The organism is Aeromonas sp. MR7, from assembly GCF_963899385.1.
GTDB lineage: Bacteria > Pseudomonadota > Gammaproteobacteria > Enterobacterales > Aeromonadaceae > Aeromonas > Aeromonas bestiarum.
The window spans coordinates 118953-142152 of the sequence record NZ_CAWQXH010000050.1 but is presented as its reverse complement, the minus strand read 5'-3'; the positions used below and the strand labels follow the sequence as shown (position 1 = coordinate 142152).

Annotated in this window: 18 protein-coding genes; 6 read left to right on the top strand and 12 right to left on the bottom strand. The window is 58.3% G+C overall.

What is annotated here, in order from left to right; translation table 11 throughout:
- Positions 1 to 33 precede the first annotated feature (33 nt).
- Positions 34 to 2316 carry a formate C-acetyltransferase gene (pflB, locus tag AACW87_RS19540; protein WP_274454151.1) on the top strand — a complete coding sequence of 761 codons (2283 nt, stop codon included), beginning with the start codon at positions 34 to 36 and terminating at the stop codon, positions 2314 to 2316.
- A 403-nt stretch (positions 2317 to 2719) separates the two neighbouring features.
- Here pflB and AACW87_RS19535 read toward each other — a convergent pair whose 3' ends face one another.
- From AACW87_RS19535 to sdhC, 10 genes are all read right to left on the bottom strand, one after another.
- Positions 2720 to 3157: a YcgN family cysteine cluster protein gene (locus AACW87_RS19535; protein WP_043556903.1), complete on the bottom strand. Its 438-nt coding sequence runs from the start codon at positions 3155 to 3157 to the stop codon at positions 2720 to 2722.
- Between the two features lie 498 nt (positions 3158 to 3655).
- Positions 3656 to 4681, bottom strand: a complete 1026-nt coding sequence (locus AACW87_RS19530; protein WP_241325898.1) for a hypothetical protein — start codon at positions 4679 to 4681, stop codon at positions 3656 to 3658.
- A gap of 265 nt (positions 4682 to 4946) precedes the next feature.
- Positions 4947 to 5819, bottom strand: coding sequence for a succinate--CoA ligase subunit alpha (gene sucD, locus AACW87_RS19525; protein WP_042649072.1), 873 nt, complete (start codon positions 5817 to 5819; stop codon positions 4947 to 4949).
- Complete coding sequence (sucC, locus tag AACW87_RS19520; protein ID WP_042872307.1) at positions 5819 to 6985, bottom strand: ADP-forming succinate--CoA ligase subunit beta; 1167 nt, start codon at positions 6983 to 6985, stop codon at positions 5819 to 5821. Before sucC ends, sucD begins: the two co-directional genes overlap by 1 nt.
- A gap of 121 nt (positions 6986 to 7106) precedes the next feature.
- Positions 7107 to 8291 carry a 2-oxoglutarate dehydrogenase complex dihydrolipoyllysine-residue succinyltransferase gene (odhB, locus tag AACW87_RS19515; RefSeq protein ID WP_043136195.1) on the bottom strand — a complete coding sequence of 395 codons (1185 nt, stop codon included), beginning with the start codon at positions 8289 to 8291 and terminating at the stop codon, positions 7107 to 7109.
- A gap of 33 nt (positions 8292 to 8324) precedes the next feature.
- Positions 8325 to 11135, bottom strand: coding sequence for a 2-oxoglutarate dehydrogenase E1 component (gene sucA, locus AACW87_RS19510; protein ID WP_043556896.1), 2811 nt, complete (start codon positions 11133 to 11135; stop codon positions 8325 to 8327).
- 122 nt (positions 11136 to 11257) lie between these two features.
- On the bottom strand, positions 11258 to 11974 hold the full coding sequence (locus tag AACW87_RS19505) for a succinate dehydrogenase iron-sulfur subunit (RefSeq protein WP_043136189.1): 717 nt from the start codon (positions 11972 to 11974) through the stop codon (positions 11258 to 11260).
- A 134-nt stretch (positions 11975 to 12108) separates the two neighbouring features.
- Positions 12109 to 13875, bottom strand: a complete 1767-nt coding sequence (gene sdhA, locus AACW87_RS19500) for a succinate dehydrogenase flavoprotein subunit (RefSeq protein WP_043136186.1) — start codon at positions 13873 to 13875, stop codon at positions 12109 to 12111.
- A gap of 1 nt (position 13876) precedes the next feature.
- Positions 13877 to 14221, bottom strand: a complete 345-nt coding sequence (gene sdhD, locus AACW87_RS19495) for a succinate dehydrogenase, hydrophobic membrane anchor protein (protein ID WP_005310895.1) — start codon at positions 14219 to 14221, stop codon at positions 13877 to 13879.
- Positions 14215 to 14604 (bottom strand): succinate dehydrogenase cytochrome b556 subunit, encoded by a 390-nt coding sequence (gene sdhC / locus AACW87_RS19490; protein ID WP_011705795.1) that lies wholly within the window; start codon positions 14602 to 14604, stop codon positions 14215 to 14217. Before sdhC ends, sdhD begins: the two co-directional genes overlap by 7 nt.
- A gap of 424 nt (positions 14605 to 15028) precedes the next feature.
- Between sdhC and AACW87_RS19485 the strand changes: the two genes are divergently transcribed.
- From AACW87_RS19485 to AACW87_RS19475, 3 genes are all read left to right on the top strand, one after another.
- The gene (locus AACW87_RS19485) at positions 15029 to 16315 is read left to right on the top strand and encodes a citrate synthase (protein WP_042872295.1); all 1287 of its coding nucleotides are present in this window, start codon (positions 15029 to 15031) and stop codon (positions 16313 to 16315) included.
- A 94-nt stretch (positions 16316 to 16409) separates the two neighbouring features.
- The gene (locus tag AACW87_RS19480) at positions 16410 to 16730 is read left to right on the top strand and encodes a DUF4377 domain-containing protein (protein ID WP_241325897.1); all 321 of its coding nucleotides are present in this window, start codon (positions 16410 to 16412) and stop codon (positions 16728 to 16730) included.
- A gap of 120 nt (positions 16731 to 16850) precedes the next feature.
- On the top strand, positions 16851 to 17345 hold the full coding sequence (locus AACW87_RS19475; RefSeq protein ID WP_098983895.1) for a GNAT family N-acetyltransferase: 495 nt from the start codon (positions 16851 to 16853) through the stop codon (positions 17343 to 17345).
- Between the two features lie 62 nt (positions 17346 to 17407).
- On the opposite strand, the gene fabB is transcribed toward AACW87_RS19475, so the two are convergent.
- On the bottom strand, positions 17408 to 18619 hold the full coding sequence (gene fabB / locus AACW87_RS19470) for a beta-ketoacyl-ACP synthase I (protein ID WP_043136178.1): 1212 nt from the start codon (positions 18617 to 18619) through the stop codon (positions 17408 to 17410).
- Positions 18620 to 18709: 90 nt separating this feature from the next.
- Between fabB and mnmC the strand changes: the two genes are divergently transcribed.
- Complete coding sequence (gene mnmC, locus AACW87_RS19465; RefSeq protein WP_241325896.1) at positions 18710 to 20728, top strand: bifunctional tRNA (5-methylaminomethyl-2-thiouridine)(34)-methyltransferase MnmD/FAD-dependent 5-carboxymethylaminomethyl-2-thiouridine(34) oxidoreductase MnmC; 2019 nt, start codon at positions 18710 to 18712, stop codon at positions 20726 to 20728.
- A gap of 89 nt (positions 20729 to 20817) precedes the next feature.
- Here mnmC and AACW87_RS19460 read toward each other — a convergent pair whose 3' ends face one another.
- Positions 20818 to 21417, bottom strand: coding sequence for a DUF922 domain-containing Zn-dependent protease (locus AACW87_RS19460; RefSeq protein WP_241325895.1), 600 nt, complete (start codon positions 21415 to 21417; stop codon positions 20818 to 20820).
- A 336-nt stretch (positions 21418 to 21753) separates the two neighbouring features.
- On the opposite strand from AACW87_RS19460, the gene dcuC reads away from it, so the two are divergent.
- On the top strand, positions 21754 to 23106 hold the full coding sequence (gene dcuC / locus AACW87_RS19455; RefSeq protein ID WP_065401788.1) for an anaerobic C4-dicarboxylate transporter DcuC: 1353 nt from the start codon (positions 21754 to 21756) through the stop codon (positions 23104 to 23106).
- Positions 23107 to 23200: the final 94 nt, after the last annotated feature.

Here is a 23200-nt window from a genome sequence, read left to right as displayed (position 1 = left end):
GATACTACATCAATACCGTGTGAGGTAATGAAAATGGCAGAACTTAACGAACAGTTCCAAAAAGCATGGGAAGGCTTCGCGGCCGGTGAATGGCAGTCCTCTGTCAACACCCGTGACTTCATCCAGAAGAACTACACCCCGTATGAAGGTGACGAGTCCTTCCTGGCTGGCGCGACCGAAGCTACCACCAAGCTGTGGGACAAGGTCATGGAAGGCATCAAAATCGAGAACCGCACTCATGCGCCGGTCGATTTTGATACCGACCTGCCCTCCACCATTACCGCTCACGATGCCGGCTATATCGATCAGGGCCTGGAGCAAATTGTAGGTCTGCAGACCGACAAGCCGCTCAAGCGCGCCATCATCGCCAACGGCGGTATCAAGATGGTTGAGACTTCTTGCAAGGTGTACGGCCGCGAGCTGGACCCCATGGTCAAGAAGATCTTCAGCGAGTACCGCAAGACTCACAACCAGGGCGTGTTTGACGTTTACACCAAAGACATCCTGAACTGCCGCAAGTCTGGCGTCATCACCGGTCTGCCGGATGCCTACGGCCGTGGCCGCATCATAGGTGACTACCGTCGTGTCGCCCTGTACGGCATCGACTTCCTGATGGCTGACAAACTGTCCCAGTTCAAGTCTCTGCAAGCTGACCTGGAAAACGGCGTCAACCTGGAAGCCACCATCCGTCTGCGCGAAGAAATCTCCGAGCAGTACCGTGCCCTGGCCCAGATCAAAGAGATGGCCGCCAAATATGGCTGCGATATCTCTGTACCTGCTGCGAGCGCCAAAGAAGCCGTCCAGTGGACCTACTTCGCCTACCTGGCGGCAGTCAAGTCCCAGAACGGTGCCGCCATGTCCTTCGGTCGTACCTCCAGCTTCCTGGACGTGTACATCGAGCGTGACCTGAAGAAAGGCGTGATCACCGAGCAAGAAGCCCAGGAGCTGATGGACCACATGGTCATGAAGCTGCGCATGGTTCGCTTCCTGCGTACTCCTGAATACGATTCACTGTTCTCCGGCGACCCCATGTGGGCTACCGAGACCCTGGCCGGTATGGGCGTTGATGGCCGTACCCTGGTCACCAAGAACAGCTTCCGTATGCTGAACACCCTGTACACCATGGGCCCGTCCCCTGAGCCGAACCTGACCATACTGTGGTCCGAGAAGCTGCCGGTCGGTTTCAAGAAGTACTGCGCCAAAGTATCTATCGAGACCTCTTCCGTTCAGTACGAGAACGACGACCTGATGCGTCCGGACTTCAACAACGATGACTACGCCATCGCTTGCTGTGTGTCCCCGATGATCGTCGGCAAACAGATGCAGTTCTTCGGTGCCCGTGCCAACCTGGCCAAGACCATGCTGTATGCAATCAACGGCGGTATGGACGAGAAACTCAAGATCCAGGTCGGTCCCAAGACCGAGATGGTGACCTCCGAGTACCTCGACTACAACGACGTGATGGATCGTCTGGATCACTTCATGGACTGGCTGGCCAAGCAGTACGTCGCCGCCCTGAACATCATCCACTACATGCACGACAAGTACAGCTACGAAGCCTCCCTGATGGCGCTGCACGACCGTGACGTGTATCGCACCATGGCTTGCGGCATCGCCGGTCTGTCCGTTGCGGCTGACTCCCTGTCTGCCATCAAGTACGCCAAGGTCAAGCCGGTTCGTGATGAAGATGGCGTTGCCATCGACTTCGAAATCGACGGTGAGTACCCGCAGTTCGGTAACAACGACGCTCGCGTCGATGACATCGCCTGTGACCTGGTAGAACGCTTCATGAAGAAAATTCAGAAGCTGAACACCTACCGTGGCGCCGTGGCTACCCAGTCCGTACTGACCATCACCTCCAACGTGGTGTATGGCAAGAAAACTGGTAACACCCCGGATGGCCGTCGTTCCGGTGCGCCGTTTGGCCCGGGTGCCAACCCGATGCACGGTCGTGACCAGAAGGGTGCCGTTGCTTCCCTGACTTCCGTTGCCAAGCTGCCGTTCGCCTACGCCAAAGATGGTATCTCCTATACCTTCTCCATCGTGCCGAACGCCCTGGGCAAAGACATGGAAGCGCAGAAATCCAACCTGGCGGGTCTGATGGACGGTTACTTCCATCACGAGACCAACCTGGAAGGCGGTCAGCACCTGAACGTGAACGTGATGAACCGTGAAATGCTGCTGGACGCCATGGAAAACCCGGAGAAATATCCGCAGTTGACCATCCGTGTATCTGGTTATGCCGTTCGCTTCAACTCTTTGACCAAAGAGCAGCAGCAAGACGTCATCACCCGTACTTTCACCGCTTCTCTGTAATCGCTTATTAGTAAGCAAGAGTCGCAGTGACTAAAAACCGGCGCCCAGGCGCCGGTTTTTTTATATCTGCTTGCCAGCCAGTATCGACTCGAAAGGGGTATGACTGCCCTCCTTCCCCATCACCCGGAAGTGACCGAGGTGGATTCGCCTCTCACCCTTTTGTTCCCCGTCTCTTCCCTCTTTTCAATGAAACGGAAAGTCGCAACGGGATCCCTCGACAGGTCCCATAGTCCCCGCACTGCGCGCTTGGTGCACCCTCCCGCAGGCAAGGGGGGACACAGAAGCCCGTCTATCGCTCGCAGCAGGCCGCCAGATAGCAACAGGGGCAGAAGAGTATGACTCCCCTGCCCCTGCGGCATATCAACGGCACTGTGGGCCGGATAACGGCTTGGCCGATCCGGGTTCAACTCGCCCAGGTGATGATGTGATCGATCCACTCACCGGCATGGGCTTCGTGTATCACCTTGCCGCGCACCGACTGACCCGCCTGATGCATGGCAGAGCGACTGCCGGTGATCAGCGGATGCCATTCGGGCAGGGTCTGCCCCTCGGCCAGCAACCGGTAGGCACAGGTCGAGGGAAGCCAGTCATACTCGGCAATCTTGTCATGGGTGATCTGCAGGCAGTCCGGCTCTTTTTTAAAGCGGTTGCCGTAATCGGAGCACTGGCAGGTCTTGGTGTTGAGCAGATCGCAGGCGACGTTGGTGAACACCAGTTCGTCGGTGTCTTCGTCAATGAGCTTGTTCAGGCAGCACTTGCCGCAGCCGTCGCACAGGGATTCCCACTCCGCATCCGTCATCTGCTGCAGGGGCTTTTCCTGCCAAAAAGGAGTTGGCTGCATTTTCTCGACTTGCTGCATGGAAGGGGCTCGCTAAATAGACCAGTAAAGCGCGTGGTTATACGCCTTATGGCCCGATTTTTCAAGGTTGATGGCAAAACCCTGCCCGTTCACTCTGAGTGCTATCAGCAAAAAACAAGGGGATAAATAGGAGCCAGACCATAAAATCTGAAATCGCCATGCTCTCAGATTGATTGGATTGAATGACTCTGTTGAGTATTCACAGTAGACTCTCCGCGCCAGGGACCGACCTTGTCAGTTACCACATCAAAAAAGATGTGTAATCAAGGCTGGTACCTCACCCGAGAAAATGAAAAAGCATAAATGCTACCTTCTCGAACGCCAGATTACGCCACGTTAATCGAACCTGTAGATCTGTACTCTTCTATCCGAAACAGTTACTGAAAATGACTTAAGAATTACCCCCATAAACTTATTTCATAAAGAGTCTATACGTACAGAAAACTCATATAAACTGTCTATGCTTATCTGAAATAAAAACTATTCCCTCTCAATCATTTTATTAAGCTCATCTAATTTTGTCATGGTTGCATAGAATGTTTGATATCCATGATCTTCTATCTTACCCGGCGCTCCCCACGTCGGTACATCTTTAATTTTTTTATCTACAGTGTGAAACTGACCTTCATTACTCAGGCTGCTTACATAATTGAAAGCTGCCGCCAGTTGTATTTTCTGAGTTCCAGACAAAGTGCTTATGATGTCACTGAATTGAGTTGGTGTTAGCCCTAAGCGAGCTTGCACCGTAGCACTAATGCTTCGGGTACTTATATACGCTATTCCTTGAGCCTGCATGACAAATGTTGCTAACTTGGTATCTTTGGGCAGATTTTTATAAATACTACTGATATCATTTCCCACTAAAAGCTGGGATATGCGTAAACCGGACACTATGGTAATTCCACTGTTCTGATAGCCACCCTGCCCATCAATTTTTCCATAGGGTTCAGCTTCTACATCGAATCCACCACCGGCTGTACTACTCCACTGGAATATAAACGTATTACCATCTGACAACTTTGATAATACTTCTGCCTGTAAAGATTGAAATTCTGACTGAGCAATAGAAGCACTCTCAATTTCCGCTGTACAATCTTCTTTTTCTGTATTTTGGCAAGTAGCCTTAACAAGCAACTTGGTAACTAAATCTTGTGAATTTTTTTCTAACTTAGTGAGGCTATTTTTAAGATTTTTTATTTTTTCACCAGGATTTCCAGTCACGGGGTAGTCATATTCGATGACTTTCGACTTATCGGTACTTAGACATATCATTGAATATGGCACTCGATAACTACTCGCAACGCAAGGCATTCCTACAGTATCAATAGGAAGTTGGCCATTAATTGCAAGAAAGCGACTTTGAAATGGAATGTCATTAAAATAAGATGAAATACCGCCATCATTTTGAGTCGAGCTAGTCAGTTTATCTACCGCACTTAGATTACTAGAGCAGCCAGTAATAAGTGCAGAAGAAAAACAAAATAAAAACATACATTTCGAAGTCATCACATTACCTCCTCAACAGTACTGACACAAAAATCAATTGCAAGCCATAAAAATATAGTCAGCCATTCAGCATGTGCAAACTTTATTATTATGACTGTATCGATTACATCATGTGCTTCGATTCATCGCTTGAAGATCCGAGTATCTCCATCTCGCCCCTTTGGGCTAAGAGTTGTACTGAATGAAGTTACGCATAACATTAACTCCATAAAAAAGCCGCCCATCGGGCGGCATTTTTATATCAGAGATAACAGGCTGAAAGGAATTACCAGCCGGTCACTTCACGCAGAGCCTTGCCGATATCGGCGAGGGAGCGCACGGTTTTCACGCCGGCATCTTCCAGGGCGGCAAATTTCTCTGCGGCCGTGCCCTTGCCACCGGCGATGATGGCGCCCGCATGACCCATGCGCTTGCCAGCCGGGGCTGTGACACCCGCGATATAGGAGACCACCGGCTTGGTGACGTGGGCCTTGATGTAGGCCGCCGCTTCTTCCTCGGCGCTGCCGCCGATCTCGCCGATCATCACGATGGCTTCGGTCTTGGGATCGTTCTGGAACATCTCCAGAATATCGATGAAGTTGGAGCCCGGGATGGGGTCGCCACCGATACCGACGCAGGTGGACTGGCCGAAGCCCTCGTCCGTGGTCTGCTTGACCGCTTCGTAGGTCAGGGTGCCGGAGCGGGAGACTATACCCACCTTGCCCGGCTTGTGGATGTGGCCCGGCATGATGCCGATCTTGCACTCACCCGGGGTGATGACGCCCGGGCAGTTCGGACCAATCATGCGCACGCCGGTTTCCTGCAGCTTCACCTTGACCTGCAGCATGTCCAGGGTCGGGATGCCTTCGGTGATGGTGACGATGAGCTTGATGCCGGCATCGATGGCTTCCAGGATGGCGTCCTTGCAGAAGGGCGCAGGCACATAGATGACGGAGGCGGTGGCGCCGGTGGCTTCGACCGCGTCACGCACTGTATTGAACACCGGCAGGCCCAGGTGGGTGGTGCCACCCTTGCCTGGCGACACGCCGCCGACCATCTGGGTACCGTAGGCAATGGCCTGTTCGGAGTGGAAGGTACCCTGACCGCCGGTAAAGCCCTGGCAGATCACCTTGGTGTCTTTGTTGATCAGAACGCTCATTATTTGGCCTCCGCTGCTTTAACCACTTGCTGAGCTGCGTCAGTCAGACTCGTTGCGGCGATGATATTGAGGCCACTGTCGGCCAGTTTACGGGCACCCAGTTCGGCATTGTTGCCTTCCAGACGCACCACCACGGGCACCTTGACCCCCACTTCCTTGACCGCACCGATAATGCCTTCCGCGATCATGTCGCAGCGCACTATGCCGCCGAAGATGTTGACCAGCACGGCCTGCACCTTGGTGTCGGAGAGGATGATCTTGAAGGCCTCGGTCACGCGCTCCTTGGTGGCGCCGCCGCCGACGTCCAGGAAGTTGGCCGGTGAGCCGCCGTGCAGGTTGACGATATCCATGGTGCCCATGGCCAGACCGGCGCCGTTGACCATGCAGCCGATGTTGCCATCAAGCGCCACATAGTTCAGCTCCCACTGGGCGGCATGCGCTTCGCGGGGGTCATCCTGGGAGGGGTCATGCATCTCACGCAGCTTGGGCTGACGATAGAGGGCGTTGGCGTCGATGTTGATCTTGCCGTCGAGGCAATGCAGGTTGCCCTGGGCGGTGATCACCAGCGGGTTGATTTCCAGCAGGGCGAAGTCGCAATCCAGGAACATCTGGCCCAGACCCATGAAGATCTTGGTGAACTGCTTGATCTGATCGCCGACCAGACCCAGCTTGAAGGCCAGCTCGCGCGCCTGATAGGCCTGCGGGCCCACCAGCGGATCGATGGCGGCCTTGTGAATCAGTTCCGGGGTTTCGTGGGCGACTTTCTCAATCTCCACGCCACCTTCGGTAGAGGCCATGAAGACCACGCGACGGCTGCCACGATCGACCACGGCGCCCAGATAGAGCTCCTTGGCGATGTCGGTGCAGGATTCCACCAGGATCTTGGTAACCGGCTGACCGTTGGCGTCAGTCTGATAGGTCACCAGGTTCTTGCCGAGCCAGTTCTGGGCAAAGGCGCGGATCTCGTCCTTGCTCTTGGCCAGCTTGACGCCGCCCGCTTTACCGCGGCCACCGGCGTGGACCTGGCACTTGACGACCCAGGTATTGCCGCCAATCTTGTCGGCCGCTTCAGCAGCTTCCTGCGGGGTAGCACAGGCATAACCTTCGGAGACCGGCAGGCCATACTCGGCAAACAGCTTTTTTGCCTGATATTCATGCAGATTCATAGATGCTCTATCCGTGTTGTAGGTATTTCCGTCCGGGGCTCGTGTTTCTCAATCCCCTGTGAATGGGGGCCTGGGCGGCCCCTCGTTATCTTTCTAATTCGCTCAGAATGTCGCTGATTGCCTAGACATCCAGCAACAGACGGGTCGGATCTTCCAGCAGCTCCTTGATGGAGACCAGGAAGCCCACCGACTCGCGACCGTCGACGATGCGGTGATCATAAGAGAGGGCCAGGTACATCATCGGCAGGATCTCGACCTTGCCATCGACCGCCATGGGTCTGTCCTGGATCTTGTGCATCCCCAGGATGGCGCTCTGCGGCGGGTTGATGATGGGGGTGGACATCAGGGAGCCGAACACGCCACCGTTGGTGATGGTGAAGTTGCCGCCGGTCAGTTCGTCCACGGTCAGCTTGCCGTCACGGCCCTTGCCCGCCAGATCCTTGATGGCCTTCTCGATGTCCGCCAGGCTCATGTTGTCGCAATCGCGCAGCACAGGCGTCACCAGCCCGCGCGGGGTGGAGACGGCGATGCTGACGTCGAAGTAGTTGTGGTAGACGATGTCGTCACCGTCCAGCGCCGCGTTCACTTCCGGGTAGCGCTTGAGGGACTCGACGACCGCCTTCACGTAGAAGGACATGAAGCCGAGCTTGATGCCGTGCTTCTTCTCGAAGATCTCGCCGTACTGCTTGCGCAGCTTCATGATGGGCGCCATGTTGATCTCGTTGAAGGTGGTCAGCATGGCGGTGGTGTTTTTGGCTTCCAGCAGACGCTCGGCAATGCGCTTGCGCAGACGGGTCATGGGCACACGCTTCTCGGTGCGACCGACCAGCGGCGCTACCGCAGCCACAGGGGCAGCCGCGACCGGCGCGGCGGCAGGCTTGTTGCCACCCTTGATGAAGGCTTCCACATCTTCCTTGCTGATGCGACCGCCCTTGCCGGTGCCGGTCAGCTTGGTCACGTCGATGGCATGCTCGGCCACCAGGCGGCGCACCGAGGGGCTCAGGCCATCGGCGCCGTCATCGGCCACCGCTTCCACCGGCTTCTCCCTGGTCTCTTCACCGGCCACGGGAGCCGGCTTGAGCATGGCGATCAGCTGGCGGGACAACACTGTCGCCCCTTCCGCTTGCAGGATGTCGCCGAGGACGCCGGCTTCCGGCGCGGGGACTTCCAGCACGACCTTGTCGGTCTCGATGTCGACCAGTACTTCGTCACGGGCAACCAGATCACCCGGTTTCTTGTGCCAGGTGGCGATGGTGGCGTCCGCCACTGATTCCGGCAGGTCCGGTACCTTGATCTCGATAGTCATGTAATCAGTTCCTTGTTACTTCTTGTTCAGGGCTTAGGCCAGAGTAAGGGCGTCTTCCACCAGGGCTTTTTGCTGCTTGGCGTGGACCGACATGTAACCGACGGCCGGCGAGGCCGAGGCCGGGCGACCGGCATAACGCAGACGGGCATGGCTTGGCAGCACGCTGTCATAGTGATGACGGGTGCTGTACCAGGCGCCCTGGTTCTGCGGCTCTTCCTGACACCAGACGAAGTCGGTGACGTGGGCATAGTCGGCCAGAATGGCGCGCACTTCCTCCTCCGGGAAGGGGTAGAGCTGCTCGATCCGCACCAGGGCCACATCGTGCTGCTCGGCCTTGCGACGGGCATCGAGCAGGTCGTAGTAGACCTTGCCGGAGCAGAACACCACGCGCTTGACGCCTTTGGGATCCAGGGCATCGATTTCGCCAATGGCGTTCTGGAAGGTGCCGGTCGCCAGCTCGTCGAGCTTGCTCACCGCCAGCGGGTGGCGCAGCAGGGATTTAGGCGTCATGACGATGAGCGGACGGCGCATCGGGCGCACCACCTGACGGCGCAGCATGTGGAACACTTGCGCCGGGGTGGACGGCACGCACACCTGCATGTTGTGCTGGGCACACATCTGCAGATAGCGCTCGAGACGGGCGGAGGAGTGCTCCGGGCCCTGCCCCTCATAACCGTGGGGTAGCAGCATGGTCAGACCGCACATCCGGCCCCACTTCTGCTCACCGGAGGAGAGGAACTGATCCACCACGACCTGGGCGCAGTTGGCGAAGTCGCCGAACTGGGCTTCCCAGATGGTGAGACCAGCCGGCTCCGCACTGGCGTAGCCATATTCGAACGCCAGTACCGCGTTTTCGGTCAGCACTGAATCGTAAATTTCAAAGGGACCTTGCTCGTCGTGCAAGTTGCACAGCGGAGTGTAGGTACTGGCATCGCTCTGGTTGTGCAGCACGGCGTGGCGGTGGAAGAAGGTGCCACGGCCGGAGTCTTCCCCGGTGAAGCGGATGCGGGAGCCCTTGTCCACCAGGGTGGCGTAGGCCAGGGTCTCGGCAAAGCCCCAGTCCAGCAGCTTGTCGCCGGCGGCCATCAGCCGACGGTCTTCGTAGATCTTCTCGACCTGGCGCTGCAGCACATGGGTGGCCGGGTACTGGCTGATGCGCTCGCCCAGGGATTTCAGGTGATCCATGGGCACAGTGCTGTCATAGCTCATGGCCCAGTCGTGACCGAGATAAGGGGTCCAGTCGACGGAGTGCAGCTCCATCGGACGCCACTCCTTGCTCACCCGCTCGCCCCGATCCAGGGTATCGCGATAGTCATTGACCAGGGTAGTGGCCAGCTCCTGACTGATGCTGCCTTCCGCCACCAGCTGGTCGGCGTAGATCTTGCGCGGGGTCGGGTGCTGTTTGATCTTCTGGTACATCAAGGGCTGGGTCGCACTGGGCTCGTCCGCCTCGTTGTGACCGTGACGACGGTAGCAGACCAGCTCGATCACCACGTCGCGCTTGAAGGTGTTGCGATAATCCAGCGCAATCTGGGTCACCAGCACCACGGCTTCCGGGTCATCCCCGTTGACGTGCAGCACGGGGGCCTGCACCGCCTTGGCGATGTCGGTACAGTATTCGGTGGAGCGCAGGTCACGTTGATAGGAGGTGGTGAAACCTACCTGGTTGTTGATGACGATGCGCACAGTGCCACCGACGCCGTAGGCACGGGTCAGGGACATGTTGAAGGTTTCTGCTACGACACCCTGTCCCGCGATGGCGGAGTCACCGTGGATGGTGATGGGCAGAACGCTGGAGCCATCCTTGTCACCGCGTCTGTCCATGCGGGCACGCACCGAGCCGATGACCACAGGGTTGACGATCTCGAGGTGAGACGGGTTGAACGCCAGCGCCAGGTGGACATTGCCGCCCGGGGTGGCGAAGTCGGAAGAGAAGCCCATGTGGTACTTCACATCCCCTGTGCCCCAGGATTCACCGTGCTTGCCGGCGAACTCGTCGAACAATTCTTGCGCCCGTTTGCCGAGCACGTTGATCAGCACGTTCAGGCGACCACGGTGGGCCATGCCGATGACGGCCTCTTTGCAGCCCTGCTCACCGGCGCGGCGAATAAGCTCCTTGAGCATGGGCACCATGGCATCGCCCCCTTCCAGGGAGAAACGCTTGGCCCCCGGGAACTTGGCGCCCAGGTATTTTTCCAGCCCTTCGGCCGCGGTCAGGCTCTCGAGGAAGCGGGTCTTCTCCTCTGTGCTGTAGTTGCCCGTGGCTTCAATGGATTCAAGACGGTCTTGCAGCCAGCGCTTCTCCTCGGTGGAGGTGATGTGCATGTAGTCTGCACCTATGCTGCCGCAATAGGTTTTCTTCAGCGAGGCATAGAGATCGGAGAGCACCATGGTCTCGCGACCTATGGCGTAGGAGCCCACGTTGAAGGTGGCCTCCATGTCGGCGCCCTGCAGGTTGTGGAAGGCAGGATCCAGTTCGGCAACGGTTTCACGGGTCCAGAGTCCAAGGGGATCCAGATTGGCATTCTGGTGACCACGGAAGCGGAAAGCGTTGATCAGTTGCAGCACGCGCACCTGTTTCGCATCCACTTGCGGATCGGACACGGGGGCACTGTAACGGGAGGGATCCTTGGCCAGACGACGGAAATAATCGCGGACTTGGGAGTGAGGTTGTTCAACCGCATGGCCATTAACCTGGGGCAGCGAGCTAAACAGGCTGCGCCACTCGTCGGCTACGGATTCGGGGTCTTCCAGGAAGGATTCGTACAAATCCTCAATATAGCTTGCATTCGCACCAGCCAGGTGAGATGACTCCAACCAGGCCTTCATCACGCCGTTATGCATTTCTATCCCTTGTACATCTTGTTCACTGCAGCGCAGCTTGTAGGGTTTAAATAGCCATCCAGCCATGGGGTTGGATGGCTATCCAGAGGTCGGGCCTGGCGCGTGACGCCCTGGCCCTGATACTAAACAGCCCGATTGAGCAGCATCGACTTGATCTGACCGATGGCCTTGGTCGGGTTCAAGCCCTTGGGACAGACGTTCACGCAGTTCATGATGCCGTGGCAACGGAACACGCTGAAGGCGTCATCCAGGTTACCCAGTCGTTCGCTGGCGGCGGTGTCGCGGCTGTCGGCCAACCAGCGATAGGCGGCGAGCAGCCCGGCCGGGCCGATGAACTTGTCCGGGTTCCACCAGAAGGAGGGGCAAGAGGTGGAGCAGCAGGCACAGAGAATACACTCGTACAGGCCATCCAGCTTGGCGCGCTCTTCGGGGGATTGCAGGTGCTCACGCACGGGCGGCAATTTCTCATCGTTGATGAGGAAGGGTTTGACCTTCTCCCACTGGGTGTAGAACTGGGTCATGTCGATCACCAGATCGCGGATCACCGGCAGGCCGGGCAAGGGGCGGATAACGACGTTATTGCCCTTCTTCAGCAGATCGGAGAGCGGGGTGATGCAGGCAAGACCGTTCTTGCCATTCATGTTGAGACCGTCTGATCCACAGACCCCTTCGCGGCAGGAGCGGCGGAAGGCGAGCGTGGGATCCAGCTCTTTCAGCTGGATCAGTGCATCGAGCACCATCATGTCGGAACCTTCAGGAATATCAAGACGATATTCCTTCATATAGGGGACGTTATCAACATCCGGATTGTATCTGTAGACAGAGAATGTGACGTTCATGTTGTTTGGCTCCGCAATCGTTAAGTCCGCACCTTGGGGAAGAGAGATGGGAATGCCTCCCACCTCTTCACAGACCGGCACATGCTGCGATAAGCCGACTGTCTGCTCTTCATGGTGCTTGTCTCCGCCATCGGTCAGTAAGTCCGGACCTTGGGTGGGAATGCCTCACGGGTTTTCGGAGACATGTTGACAGCGCGACGGGTCATGGACTCTGTGTCCGGATGATAGAGGCTATGGCACAGCCAGCCCTCATCGTCGCGATCCGGGAAATCGAAGCGGCTGTGGGCACCCCGACTCTCGGTACGGAAGTTGGCCGCCACCGCGGTGGCAAACGCCGTCTCCATCAGGTTGTCCAGCTCCAGGCACTCGATGCGCTGGGTGTTGAACTCCTTGGAGGTGTCGTCCAGACGGGCATTCTTCAGCCGCTCGCGGATACGTTTCAGCTCGGCCAGCCCTTCGGCCATGGCGTCACCTTCACGGAACACGGAGAAGTTGTTCTGCATGCAGGTCTGCAGATCCTTGCGGATCTGGACCGGGTCTTCCCCGTCGCGGTTGTTTTCCCAGCGATTGAAACGGGCCAGCGCGGCGGCCAGATCAGACTCGGAAGCCTCGCGACCATGTTCCATCTCGCCCAGGGTGTTGACCAGATGCATGCCCGCAGCGCGGCCAAACACGATCAGATCCAGCAATGAGTTGCCGCCCAGACGGTTGGCTCCGTGCACGGAGACACAGGCTATCTCGCCCACCGCGAACAGACCGACCACGGGGACGTCGTTACCGTCCTTGTCCTGGGTCAGACACTGGCCATTCACGTTGGTCGGCACGCCGCCCATCATGTAGTGGCAGGTAGGTATGATGGGAATGGGTTCCTTGACCGGATCCACGTGGGCGAAGGTGCGAGAGAGCTCGCAGATGCCAGGCAGACGGGATTCCAGCACCTCTTTGCCGAGGTGATCCAGCTTGAGCTTGATGTGCGGGCCCCAGGGACCGTCACAACCGCGGCCTTCGCGGATCTCGATCATGATGGAACGGGCCACCACGTCGCGACCGGCCAGATCCTTGGCGTTCGGCGCGTAACGCTCCATGAAGCGTTCGCCGTCTTTGTTGAGCAGATAACCGCCTTCACCACGACAGCCTTCGGTCACCAGCACCCCTGCCCCGGCGATGCCGGTCGGGTGGAACTGCCAGAACTCCATGTCCTGCACGCCGACTCCGGCGCGCAGCGCCATGCCGACGCCGTCACCCGTGTTGATATGGGCGTTGGTGGTGGACTGATAGATGCGACCGGCGCCGCCGGTGGCCAGCACGGTGGCCTTGGCCTTGAAGTAGACGACTTCGCCGCTCTCCATGTCGATGGCGGTGCAGCCAACGATGTGGCCGTCCTGGTTTTTCACCAGATCCAGCGCATACCACTCGGAGAAGACGGTGGTCTTGTTCTTGACGTTCTGCTGATAGAGGGTGTGCAGCAAAGCATGACCGGTACGGTCCGCTGCGGCTGCGGTACGGGCTGCCTGCTCGCCACCAAAATTCTTGGACTGGCCGCCAAACGGACGCTGGTAAACGGAGCCGTTGTCGAAGCGGGAGAAGGGCAAGCCCATGTTCTCCAGCTCATAGACGGCCTCGGGGCCCGTCTTGCACATGTATTCGATCGCTTCCTGGTCACCGATATAATCGGAGCCCTTGACGGTGTCATACATGTGCCATTGCCAGTTGTCGTCGTGGGCATTGCCCAGCGCAACCGTGATCCCGCCCTGGGCAGAAACCGTGTGAGAACGGGTCGGGAAGACCTTGGACAACAGAGCGCAGCTCTTGCCGGACTGGGCAATCTGCAGCGCGGCGCGCATGCCGGCACCACCGGCACCGATCACGACCGCATCAAATTCACGAGTTGGAATAGTCACCTTACACCCCCCACAGCACAACGAAGCCGGTCATCAGGTAGACAAACAGCACCACTACCAAGGCAAATTGCAGCGCACCGCGCAGCCCCACCGGCTTGATATAGTCGGTCAGCACCTGCCACAGACCGATCCAGGCGTGGATCAGGACGCACAGCAGTGTCAACAGGGTGAATACCTTGGTGAAGGTTTTGGCGAAGAAGCCGGTCCACACCTCGTAGCTGATGTCATTGAACGCGACAAAGCCAACCAGATAGAGGACGTAAGCCGTCATGATGAGGGCGGTGGCGCGGATCAGGATGTAATCATGAACACCGCTGCGCCCGAATGTTGCAGAATTGGTTACCATACCAGTACTCCCGCCAATACCGCCAAAACCGCGGTGATCACGAAGGCCACACGGGCACTCTGATTACCGGATTCCAGCTCTTCCCAATAGCCCATGTCCATGACCAGATGACGCAGACCGCCCACAATGTGGTAAGCCAGCGCAGTCAGGATCCCCCACAACACGAATTTGACCAGGAAGTTGTCCATGATGGACACCACGGTTTCAAATCCTTCGGGAGAGGCGAGTGAAGTACCAAGCATCCACAGCAAGATAGAGAGCGCCACAAAGGTGATCACCCCTGAGACACGATGCAAGATGGAAGCGATGGCGGTGACAGGAAAGCTGATCGTCTGTAGGTCGAGGTTTACAGGTCTCTGTTTATTTTTCACGGCTTTGCCCACTCAGCTCCATTGAGCACGTTAGTTATTGTTTTTACACGCTTATGAGGGCACGGAGTGGCATTTGTTAGGTTTTTGTTACCAAAACAACTCAAAAAAGCCAAAAACAACATTTTCAATATCGCATCCGACTTTGCGCAAGCGTTTCAAACACCGACAGCCATCACCCACGAGGCGCAGTATATCGGCGGGCTTAACCAATGACAATCAATTAGCTACAAAGAAAACCCAAAACCGTAAACCAGATCTCACAACTCATTTAACAACTCATTAATGATCATCCAGAAAAATTGACAGCGCCCCTGAACTCTGTTTCAAATAAGGCGCTCCAGCCGCCCTGGTACGGGTCAGAACCTTTGCCAGCGTCATCAAACTCGTAATAAAGTAGAGCTGGAATCAAATTATAAAAGAGCAAAGGAGACGTGCTATGGCTGATAAGATAGCCACCCTACATCTGCCCGGTAAAGACCCGGTAGAACTACCGATCCTGTCAGGGACTGTCGGACCCGACGTGATCGACGTCAGAAAATTGGGCGCGCAAGGGTACTTCACCTTTGACCCCGGTTTTATGGCCACCGGTGCTTGTAAATCATCCATTACCTACATCGATGGCGATCAGGGTGTCTTGCTGCACCGTGGTTACCCCATCGCCCAGTTGGCCACTCAGGCCAGCTACCTCGAAGTCTGCTATATCCTGCTGTACGGCGAGGCGCCCACCAAGGCGCAGTACACAGAGTTTGAACGTCTGGTCACCCGCCATACCATGGTGCACGAGCAGATCGCCTTCTTCTTCCGCGGCTTCCGTCGTGACTCCCACCCCATGGCAATCATGTGTGGCGTGGTCAGTGCGCTGTCCGCCTTCTATCACGATGCGCTCGACATCAACAACGAAGAGCACCGCGAGATCTGTGCCTTCCGTCTGCTCTCCAAGATGCCGACCCTGGCCGCCATGTGCTACAAGTACTCCATCGGTCAGCCGTTCATGCAGCCGCGCAATGCCCTCTCCTATGCCGGCAACTTCCTGCACATGATGTTTGGCGTGCCGACCGAAGAGTACAAGGTCAACCCCATAGTCGAACGCGCCATGGATCGCATCTTCACCCTGCATGCGGATCACGAGCAGAACGCCTCCACCTCCACAGTGCGTCTGGCCGGCTCCTCCGGTGCCAACCCGTTTGCCTGCATCGCCGCCGGGATCGCCTCCCTGTGGGGACCGGCTCATGGCGGTGCCAACGAAGCCTGCCTCAAGATGCTCGAAGAGATAGGCTCAGTGGAGCGCATCCCCGAGTTCATCGGCCGCGCCAAGGACAAGAACGATCCCTTCCGTCTGATGGGCTTCGGTCACCGGGTCTACAAAAACCACGATCCCCGTGCCACCGTGATGCGCGAAACCTGCCACGAGGTACTGACCGAGTTGCAGATCAAGGATCCGCTGCTGGATGTGGCCATGGAGCTCGAGCGCATCGCGCTGTCGGACCCCTACTTCATCGAGAAGAAGCTCTACCCGAACGTGGACTTCTACTCCGGCATCATCATGAAGGCCATCGGCATTCCCATGTCCATGTTCACCGTGATCTTCGCCATTTCCCGCACCATCGGCTGGATCGCCCACTGGAACGAGATGCACTCGGACCCGGATCAGAAGATCGGCCGTCCGCGTCAGCTCTACACCGGCCTGGCCCAACGAGAATTCACCCCGCTCGATCAGCGTTGATGCGCTGAGTCGACACGGTTTGTTACCAAGGCGGTCATTGACCGCCTTTTTATTTGCCGCTCTAATGCCCCCTTTCGATCAGAAGGAGTCCATTATGAGACCATTGTTCATCAGCGCCGCCCTGCTGCTCAGCGCCTGTCAGAGCGCACCGACCCCATCACAGGGGGAAACCCTCTACATCAACAGCCAACTGGTCGACTGCATCGGTGTCGGCCCCATGCAGTGCATGCAGGTTCGCAGCGACGAGCAGCAAGCCTGGACTCTCTTTTATCAGCAGATAGAAGGCTTCCAGTTTGAACCCGGCTACCAGTACCAGCTGGCCGTCAGCAAGGAGCAACTCACCGACGTGCCGGCGGATGCCCCTTCCCTGCGTTATCGCCTGATCAAGCTGGTCAGCAAGCAGGCCGCTCGTTAAGACGCCGGCCATGAAAGGCATCATTTGGAAATGATTGTTCAGTTCATGGCCGCATTCTGGTACGCTGGCTGACGCACACATTATTTAATCAGCGTACCCAGGCAGCGATGCCCCATGACTATGATCCAGATCCGCACTACCCGGGCCAATGACTGGCCCACCATCATGGCCATTCAGGATGAGTGTTATCACCAGCTGGATCCTGAACCCCTCGAGGTCATGAGCAACAAGGCCGAACTGGCCCCCGACTGCTGTTGGGTGGCCGAATACCAGGGCAAGGTACTGGGTTACCTGCTCTGCCATCCCTGGCGCGCCCATCAGCCCCCCTCCCTCTCGGTACCCATGCAGACGCTGGCGGGGAACGACGAGTTCTATCTGCACGATCTGGCCGTGTCAGCGCAGGCGCGCGGCAAGGGCATAGGCCAGCGGCTGCTGGAGACAGCCCTCGCCTTCGCCAGCGACGAGGGTTACGAGCATGCCGGACTGGTGGCGGTGCAGGATGCCCCAGCCTTCTGGCGCAAGCAGGGCTTTGTACCCGCCAGGACCCCCAAATCGTTGGACGAGTACGGTGAGGGCGCCGTCTATATGCGGCTGCCCTTGACCGACCCCGCCTGAGGGTCACCCGATTGTCAATAAAAAAGGCGCCTTGCGGCGCCTTTTTTCACATCATCGACTCATCAAGCCTTGAACTTGCTGAATACCAGGGAGGCGTTGGTACCGCCAAAGCCGAAGCTGTTGGACATGATGGTATTGAGATCGGCCGCTTCGTACTCGCGTACTATGGGCAGACCTTCAGCCTTCTCGTCCAGGGTTTCGATGTTGATGCTGGGGGCGATAAAGCCATGCTCCATCATCAGCAGGGAGTAGACAGCTTCATGCACGCCGGCAGCGCCCAGCGCATGGCCAGTCATCGCCTTGGTGGCGGAGATCTTGGGACCCTTGGTGCCAAACAGAGTCTGGATGGCTTCCAGCTCCTTGGTGTCACCGACCGGGGTAGAGGTGCCGTGGGTGTTGATGTAATCCACCTTGCCAACGCCCTGCATCGCCATCTTCATGCAACGCACGGCGCCTTCACCGCTCGGGGCGACCATGTCGTAGCCATCGGAGGTGGCACCGTAACCGGTCAGCTCGGCATAGATGTGAGCACCACGGGCCAGGGCATGTTCCAGCTCCTCGACCACCAGGATGCCGCCGCCACCTGAGATGACGAAACCATCGCGGTCGGCGTCATAGGTCCGGGACGCTTTTTCCGGGGTGTCGTTGTACTTGGTGGACAAGGCGCCCATGGCGTCGAACTGTATGGTGGAGGACCAGTCCAGCTCTTCACCGCCGCCGGCGAAGACCACGTCCTGCTTGCCCAGCTGGATCAGTTCCATGGCGTGACCGATGCAGTGAGCAGAGGTGGCGCAAGCGGAACTGATGGAGTAGTTCACACCCTTGATCTTGAACGGCGTGGCCAGGCAAGCGGAGGTGGTGGAAGACATGGTGCGCGGCACCATGTAAGGGCCCACCCGCTTGACGCCTTTCTCGCGGGCAATGTCGCAAGACTCGGAGGTGTTCTTGCCGGAGGCACCACCGGAACCGACTACCAGGCCGGTACGCTCGTTGGAGACCTGATCTTCCGGCAGACCGGCATCTTCGATGGCCTGTTGCATGGAGAGATAGGCATAGGCCGCAGCGTCACCCATGAAACGCATGACTTTACGGTCGATCAGTTCAGACGGCTCGAGTTTGATGTTACCCCAGACACGGCTACGCAGGTTGTGCTGCTCGAACTGCTCGGAATAGGTGATGCCGGATTTACCTGCTTTCAGGGAGGCCAGCACTTCTTCCTTGTTGTTGCCGATACTGGAGATGACGCCGATACCGGTGATCACTGCTCTTCTCATTAATTCATCTCGTCTGGAAAAACTGGCGCCAAGTCTACCCGCTTTCGGCTGCCAAACTGGTCTGCTTTCACGTAGAATGCCCGCGTTCTTATGACGCGAGCAGAGGAAAACGTGAGTCAAACATCCTTACATCATGCCCGATTGGACTGGAATGAAGCGGGAACTCCAGTCTCCAGTGACTTCGGGGATGTGTACTTTTCCAATGATAACGGTCTAAGTGAAACCCGCTACGTCTTTTTGCAGCAAAATCGGTTGCCAGCGCGATTTTCGCACCACGATAGTGACAGTTTCGTGGTAGGTGAAACAGGTTTCGGCACAGGCCTTAACTTTCTGGCGACAATGGCCGCCTTCCTGGAACAGGCGCCCCAAACCGGCAACGGCTCGCGCCTGCACTTCATCAGTTTCGAGAAATACCCCCTCACCCAGCGCGATCTGAGCAAGGCGCTGGCGGCCTGGCCCGAGCTCGCTCCCTTGAGCCAGAATCTCATCGCCCAGTGGCCGCTGCCGGTCCAAGGCTGCCATCGCCTGCAGTTTGCCAACGGCCGCATCCGGCTCGATCTCTGGTTTGGCGACATCAAGGAGATGTTGCCGCAAGTCCCCCATCAGGAGTGCGGGCTGGTGGATGCCTGGTATCTGGACGGCTTCTCCCCCGCCAAGAACCCCGAGATGTGGACGCAAGCGTTGTTCGATGGCCTGGCCCGTCTCGCTCGCCCCGACGCCTCTATTGCCACCTTTACCTGCGCCGGCTTCGTGCGCCGCGGCCTGATTGCCGCAGGCTTTGCCATGAAGAAGGTCAAGGGCCACGGCAGCAAGCGGGAGATGCTGATAGGGGATCGCACCGACAAGCAACCGGTGCAGACCATAGCCCCCTGGTATGCCCGCCCCGCCAGCCCGGACGGCGAGGTGCTGATCATAGGTGGCGGCATAGCCTCGGCCATGACGGCGCTCTCGCTGGTGGAGCGGGGCCGCAGGGTGACGCTCCTGTGCGAAGGCCGCGAGCCCGCCACCGGTGCCTCCGGCAACCGGCAGGGCGCCCTCTATCCCTTGCTCAATGGCGAGCACGATGCGCTGTCGCGCTTCTATTCGCTGGCCTTTGGCTATGCGCGCCAGCGGCTGCTGGCCCTGGCCGAGCGCCACCCCATCGCCTTCGATCTGTGCGGCGTGGTACAGCTCGGCTATGACGACAAATCCAGCGCCAAGCTGGCCAAGATGAGTCAGGGCCCCTTCCCCCCCGAGCTGATGCACTCCCTTTCTGCCACAGAGGCCGAACAGATCGCGGGCCTGCCCAGCGGCCATGGTGGCGTCAGCTATCCGCTGGGGGGCTGGCTCTGTCCGGCCGATCTCACCCGCGCGGCCATCAGGGAGGCGCAGGCCAGCGGCCTGCTGCAGGTGGAATATGACACCCCCATCACGACCATCGATGAGCGAGCGGATGGCTGGCGGGTGGAGAGCGACACCGGCCGCCACTGGCAGGCTCCCACGCTGGTGGTAGCCGCCGGTCACCAGTTGCCCGCCCTGCTGCCCTTTGCCGAGCTGCCGCTCTATCCGGTGCGCGGCCAGGTGAGCCATGTGCCGACCACGGCCAGTTTGAGCCGGCTCAAGACGGTGCTCTGTTACGATGGCTACCTCACCCCCGCGCACAACCACCAGCACTGCATCGGCGCCAGCTACGGCCGCAACCAGAACAGCCTCGAGTTTCGCGCAGAAGAACAGCAGCAGAACCAGACCAGGCTGCAAGCCTGCCTGCCGGATCAGATCTGGCCAGCCGAAGTGGATATCAGTGGCAATGAGGCGCGGGTGGGTGTGCGCTGCGCCAGTCGGGATCACCTGCCGGTGGTGGGGCCAATCGCCAGATTGGCAAACCTGGCGGATCACTACGCCCAGCTTCAGCGTGATCAGCAAAACGCAGCACCACTGCCGCTGCACCCCGGCCTCTATGTGCTGGGGGCGCTCGGCTCACGGGGCCTCTGCTCGGCACCACTATGTGGTGAGCTGCTCGCCAGCGAGATCTGTGGCGATCCACTACCGCTATCTGCCGATCTGCTGGAGGCGCTCCATCCGGCGCGCTACTGGGTGCGCAAGCTGCTCAAGGGCAAACCCCTCAACTGACCGCCAGCCCCGGTTGGCGGTTCCAGTCCAATAAAAACGGGCTCCCTGATGGGAGCCCGTTTTTATCTCAGTCAACAGCGACCGATGCGCTAGATGCCCTTGGGCCAGATCAGCCCCAATTTGCGGCCGTGATCCGTCTGCTGCTGCAACCGGGTGAAACGCTCGCGCGAGCTGGCCAACACCCCCTGCCCCTGTTGCCAGGCCTGATATTGCAGGGCGGCGCAATCGCGCTCCACCGGCAGTTGTGCCAGCTGGATGCCAAGCTGGCTGACGCTCTCCAGCAAGATGTCCTTGTGACGGCTCTCATAGTCGAACATGGCGGCCACCAGCTTGTCCCACTTCTGGCGCTCGGCGGCGGAGGCCCTGGCCTTGTCCATCCAGTTCGGCACCATCACCTTGATCCGGGTGGTGACCCTGACCTGCTCCAGCGCGCAGCGGTCGGCCTCGGGGCGAGTCTGCAACTGCCAGGAAAGTTGGTAGCTGGCCATGCCGATATGGCCTCTGGCCTGGGTTTGTCCCTGCTTTGCTATCTGGCGGGCCACGCTGACCACATCCGGTCCAAAAACCCGGTAAAACTGGAAATCAACCTTGATGTCAGGCGCAACCTTGATGCCGGAATAACGGGAACTTTCGGCCCCTGCCGCGGCGGCATACAACAAGGCTGCCACCATGAAAACTTTGCTGACCATTCCCATTTCTGCTGCCTTGACCTCGTTGATGACCGGGGTGTTATTTTAATTAATAATCAACGTATTAATACTCGAAGCAGGAGATTAACCGCGATCCCCGCGACTGTCACCTACTCCCGTCACAAAGCCTAAGTGTCAGGTTGACAAGTCGCAACCCCGCGCCTTCATTGATTTGCAAGCAAGATCACAAGTGATGATGGACATCATGGTGGCTTACCCCTTATTGGATAATAATCACCGAGTTTTATGTCGATACAGTTCGGGATTGGCCAGATTAACCTCCAAGTTGACGCCAAAAATGTATCCACCTTCATTTCGTACTCAGGAACTCACTCTATGATGGAACTCCTTATTGGCACCCTGGTCACCCTGGCCGTGGGTCGCTACATCTTCAAGGGCTACTCGGCCACCGGGGTGTTGCTCAGCGGCGGTCTGCTGCTGCTGACCATTACCGCCCTGATGGGCAAGGCCGTACTGCCTGCCAGCGTCACCTCCACCGGTCACGTGGCCACCGATGTCTTTGAATATGTGCGCTTCCTGCTGGTGGATCGTGGCGGTGGCCTTGGCATGCTGATCATGGTGTTGTGCGGCTTCGCCGGCTACATGAGCCACATAGGCGCCAACACCATCTTGGTGAAGCTGGCCAGCAAGCCGCTCGGCATCATCAAGTCCCCCTACATATTGCTGGTCGCCGCCTATCTGGTGGCCTGTGCCATGTCGCTGGCGGTGAGCTCCGCCACCGGCCTCGGCGTGCTGCTGATGGCCACCCTGTTCCCGCTGATGGTCAACATGGGGATCTCCCGTGGCGCGGCGGCGGCGGTGTGCGCCTCCCCGGCCGCCATCATACTGGCGCCCACCTCGGGGGATGTGGTGATGGCCGCCCAGGCCGCCAACATGGAGCTGCTCGACTTTGCCTTCAAGCTGACCCTGCCCATCTCGCTGGTAGCCATCGCCGCCATGGCGGTGACCCACTTCTTCTGGCAGCGCTATCTGGACCAGAAATCGGGCGAGCACAACGAGCCTGTCGCCCCGAGCGATCTCATCACCGATGCCCCCGGCTTCTACGCCATACTGCCGTTCACCCCCATCATAGGCGTGCTGCTGTTTGATGGAAAACTGGGCCCCAAGCTCGACATCGTCACCATCATCGTCATCTGTCTGGTGCTGGCCGCCCTGCTGGAGCTGGTGCGCAAGCGCAATGGCAAGGAGTTGCTCGACGGTCTGCAGGTGTGCTGGCGCAGCATGGCTGACGCCTTCGCCGGCGTGGTCATGCTGCTGGTGGGTGCCGGTGTGTTTGCCCAGGGTCTGATGGGGCTCGGCTTCATCGCAAACCTCCTGGATCTGGCCCAAAGCTTTGGCACCGGCGGCATTGTCATCATGCTGGTTCTGGTAGTCATCACCACCCTGGCCGCCTTTACCACGGGTTCGGGCAACGCCCCCTTCTACGCCTTCGTGGAGCTTATTCCCCATCTGGCCACCAGTCTGGGCGTCAATCCCGCCTACCTGGTCATCCCCATGCTGCAGGCTTCCAACCTGGGTCGCACCATATCCCCGGTCTCCGGCGTGGTGGTCGCCTGTGCGGGCATGGGCAACCTCTCCCCGTTCGAGGTGGTCAAGCGCACCTCGGTGCCGGTCGCCGTCGGCCTGGTGGTGGTGATCCTCGCCACCCAGATCATGGTCCCCGCCTGACATTCGACCTGAATCAGCGGGGGGCCTGACCCGGGCCCCCACCTGATCTGGCGATTGTCTCACCAGCCCGGCGTCCTGCCGGGCTGGTATCTTC

What these genes read in the sequence shown, in the direction of transcription:
- AACW87_RS19505 (WP_043136189.1), bottom strand. Translation starts at nt 11,974, where the DNA reads ATGAACGTCACATTCTCTGTCTACAGATACAATCCGGATGTTGATAAC.
- AACW87_RS19475 (WP_098983895.1), top strand. Translation starts at nt 16,851, where the DNA reads ATGATCCAGATCCGCACTACCCGGGCCAATGACTGGCCCACCATCATG.
- sdhD (WP_005310895.1), bottom strand. Translation starts at nt 14,221, where the DNA reads ATGGTAACCAATTCTGCAACATTCGGGCGCAGCGGTGTTCATGATTAC.
- AACW87_RS19485 (WP_042872295.1), top strand. Translation starts at nt 15,029, where the DNA reads ATGGCTGATAAGATAGCCACCCTACATCTGCCCGGTAAAGACCCGGTA.
- mnmC (WP_241325896.1), top strand. Translation starts at nt 18,710, where the DNA reads ATGACGCGAGCAGAGGAAAACGTGAGTCAAACATCCTTACATCATGCC.
- AACW87_RS19480 (WP_241325897.1), top strand. Translation starts at nt 16,410, where the DNA reads ATGAGACCATTGTTCATCAGCGCCGCCCTGCTGCTCAGCGCCTGTCAG.
- AACW87_RS19535 (WP_043556903.1), bottom strand. Translation starts at nt 3,157, where the DNA reads ATGCAGCCAACTCCTTTTTGGCAGGAAAAGCCCCTGCAGCAGATGACG.
- sucC (WP_042872307.1), bottom strand. Translation starts at nt 6,985, where the DNA reads ATGAATCTGCATGAATATCAGGCAAAAAAGCTGTTTGCCGAGTATGGC.
- sucA (WP_043556896.1), bottom strand. Translation starts at nt 11,135, where the DNA reads ATGCATAACGGCGTGATGAAGGCCTGGTTGGAGTCATCTCACCTGGCT.
- dcuC (WP_065401788.1), top strand. Translation starts at nt 21,754, where the DNA reads ATGATGGAACTCCTTATTGGCACCCTGGTCACCCTGGCCGTGGGTCGC.
- pflB (WP_274454151.1), top strand. Translation starts at nt 34, where the DNA reads ATGGCAGAACTTAACGAACAGTTCCAAAAAGCATGGGAAGGCTTCGCG.
- sucD (WP_042649072.1), bottom strand. Translation starts at nt 5,819, where the DNA reads ATGAGCGTTCTGATCAACAAAGACACCAAGGTGATCTGCCAGGGCTTT.
- odhB (WP_043136195.1), bottom strand. Translation starts at nt 8,291, where the DNA reads ATGACTATCGAGATCAAGGTACCGGACCTGCCGGAATCAGTGGCGGAC.
- AACW87_RS19530 (WP_241325898.1), bottom strand. Translation starts at nt 4,681, where the DNA reads ATGACTTCGAAATGTATGTTTTTATTTTGTTTTTCTTCTGCACTTATT.
- AACW87_RS19460 (WP_241325895.1), bottom strand. Translation starts at nt 21,417, where the DNA reads ATGGTCAGCAAAGTTTTCATGGTGGCAGCCTTGTTGTATGCCGCCGCG.
- fabB (WP_043136178.1), bottom strand. Translation starts at nt 18,619, where the DNA reads ATGAGAAGAGCAGTGATCACCGGTATCGGCGTCATCTCCAGTATCGGC.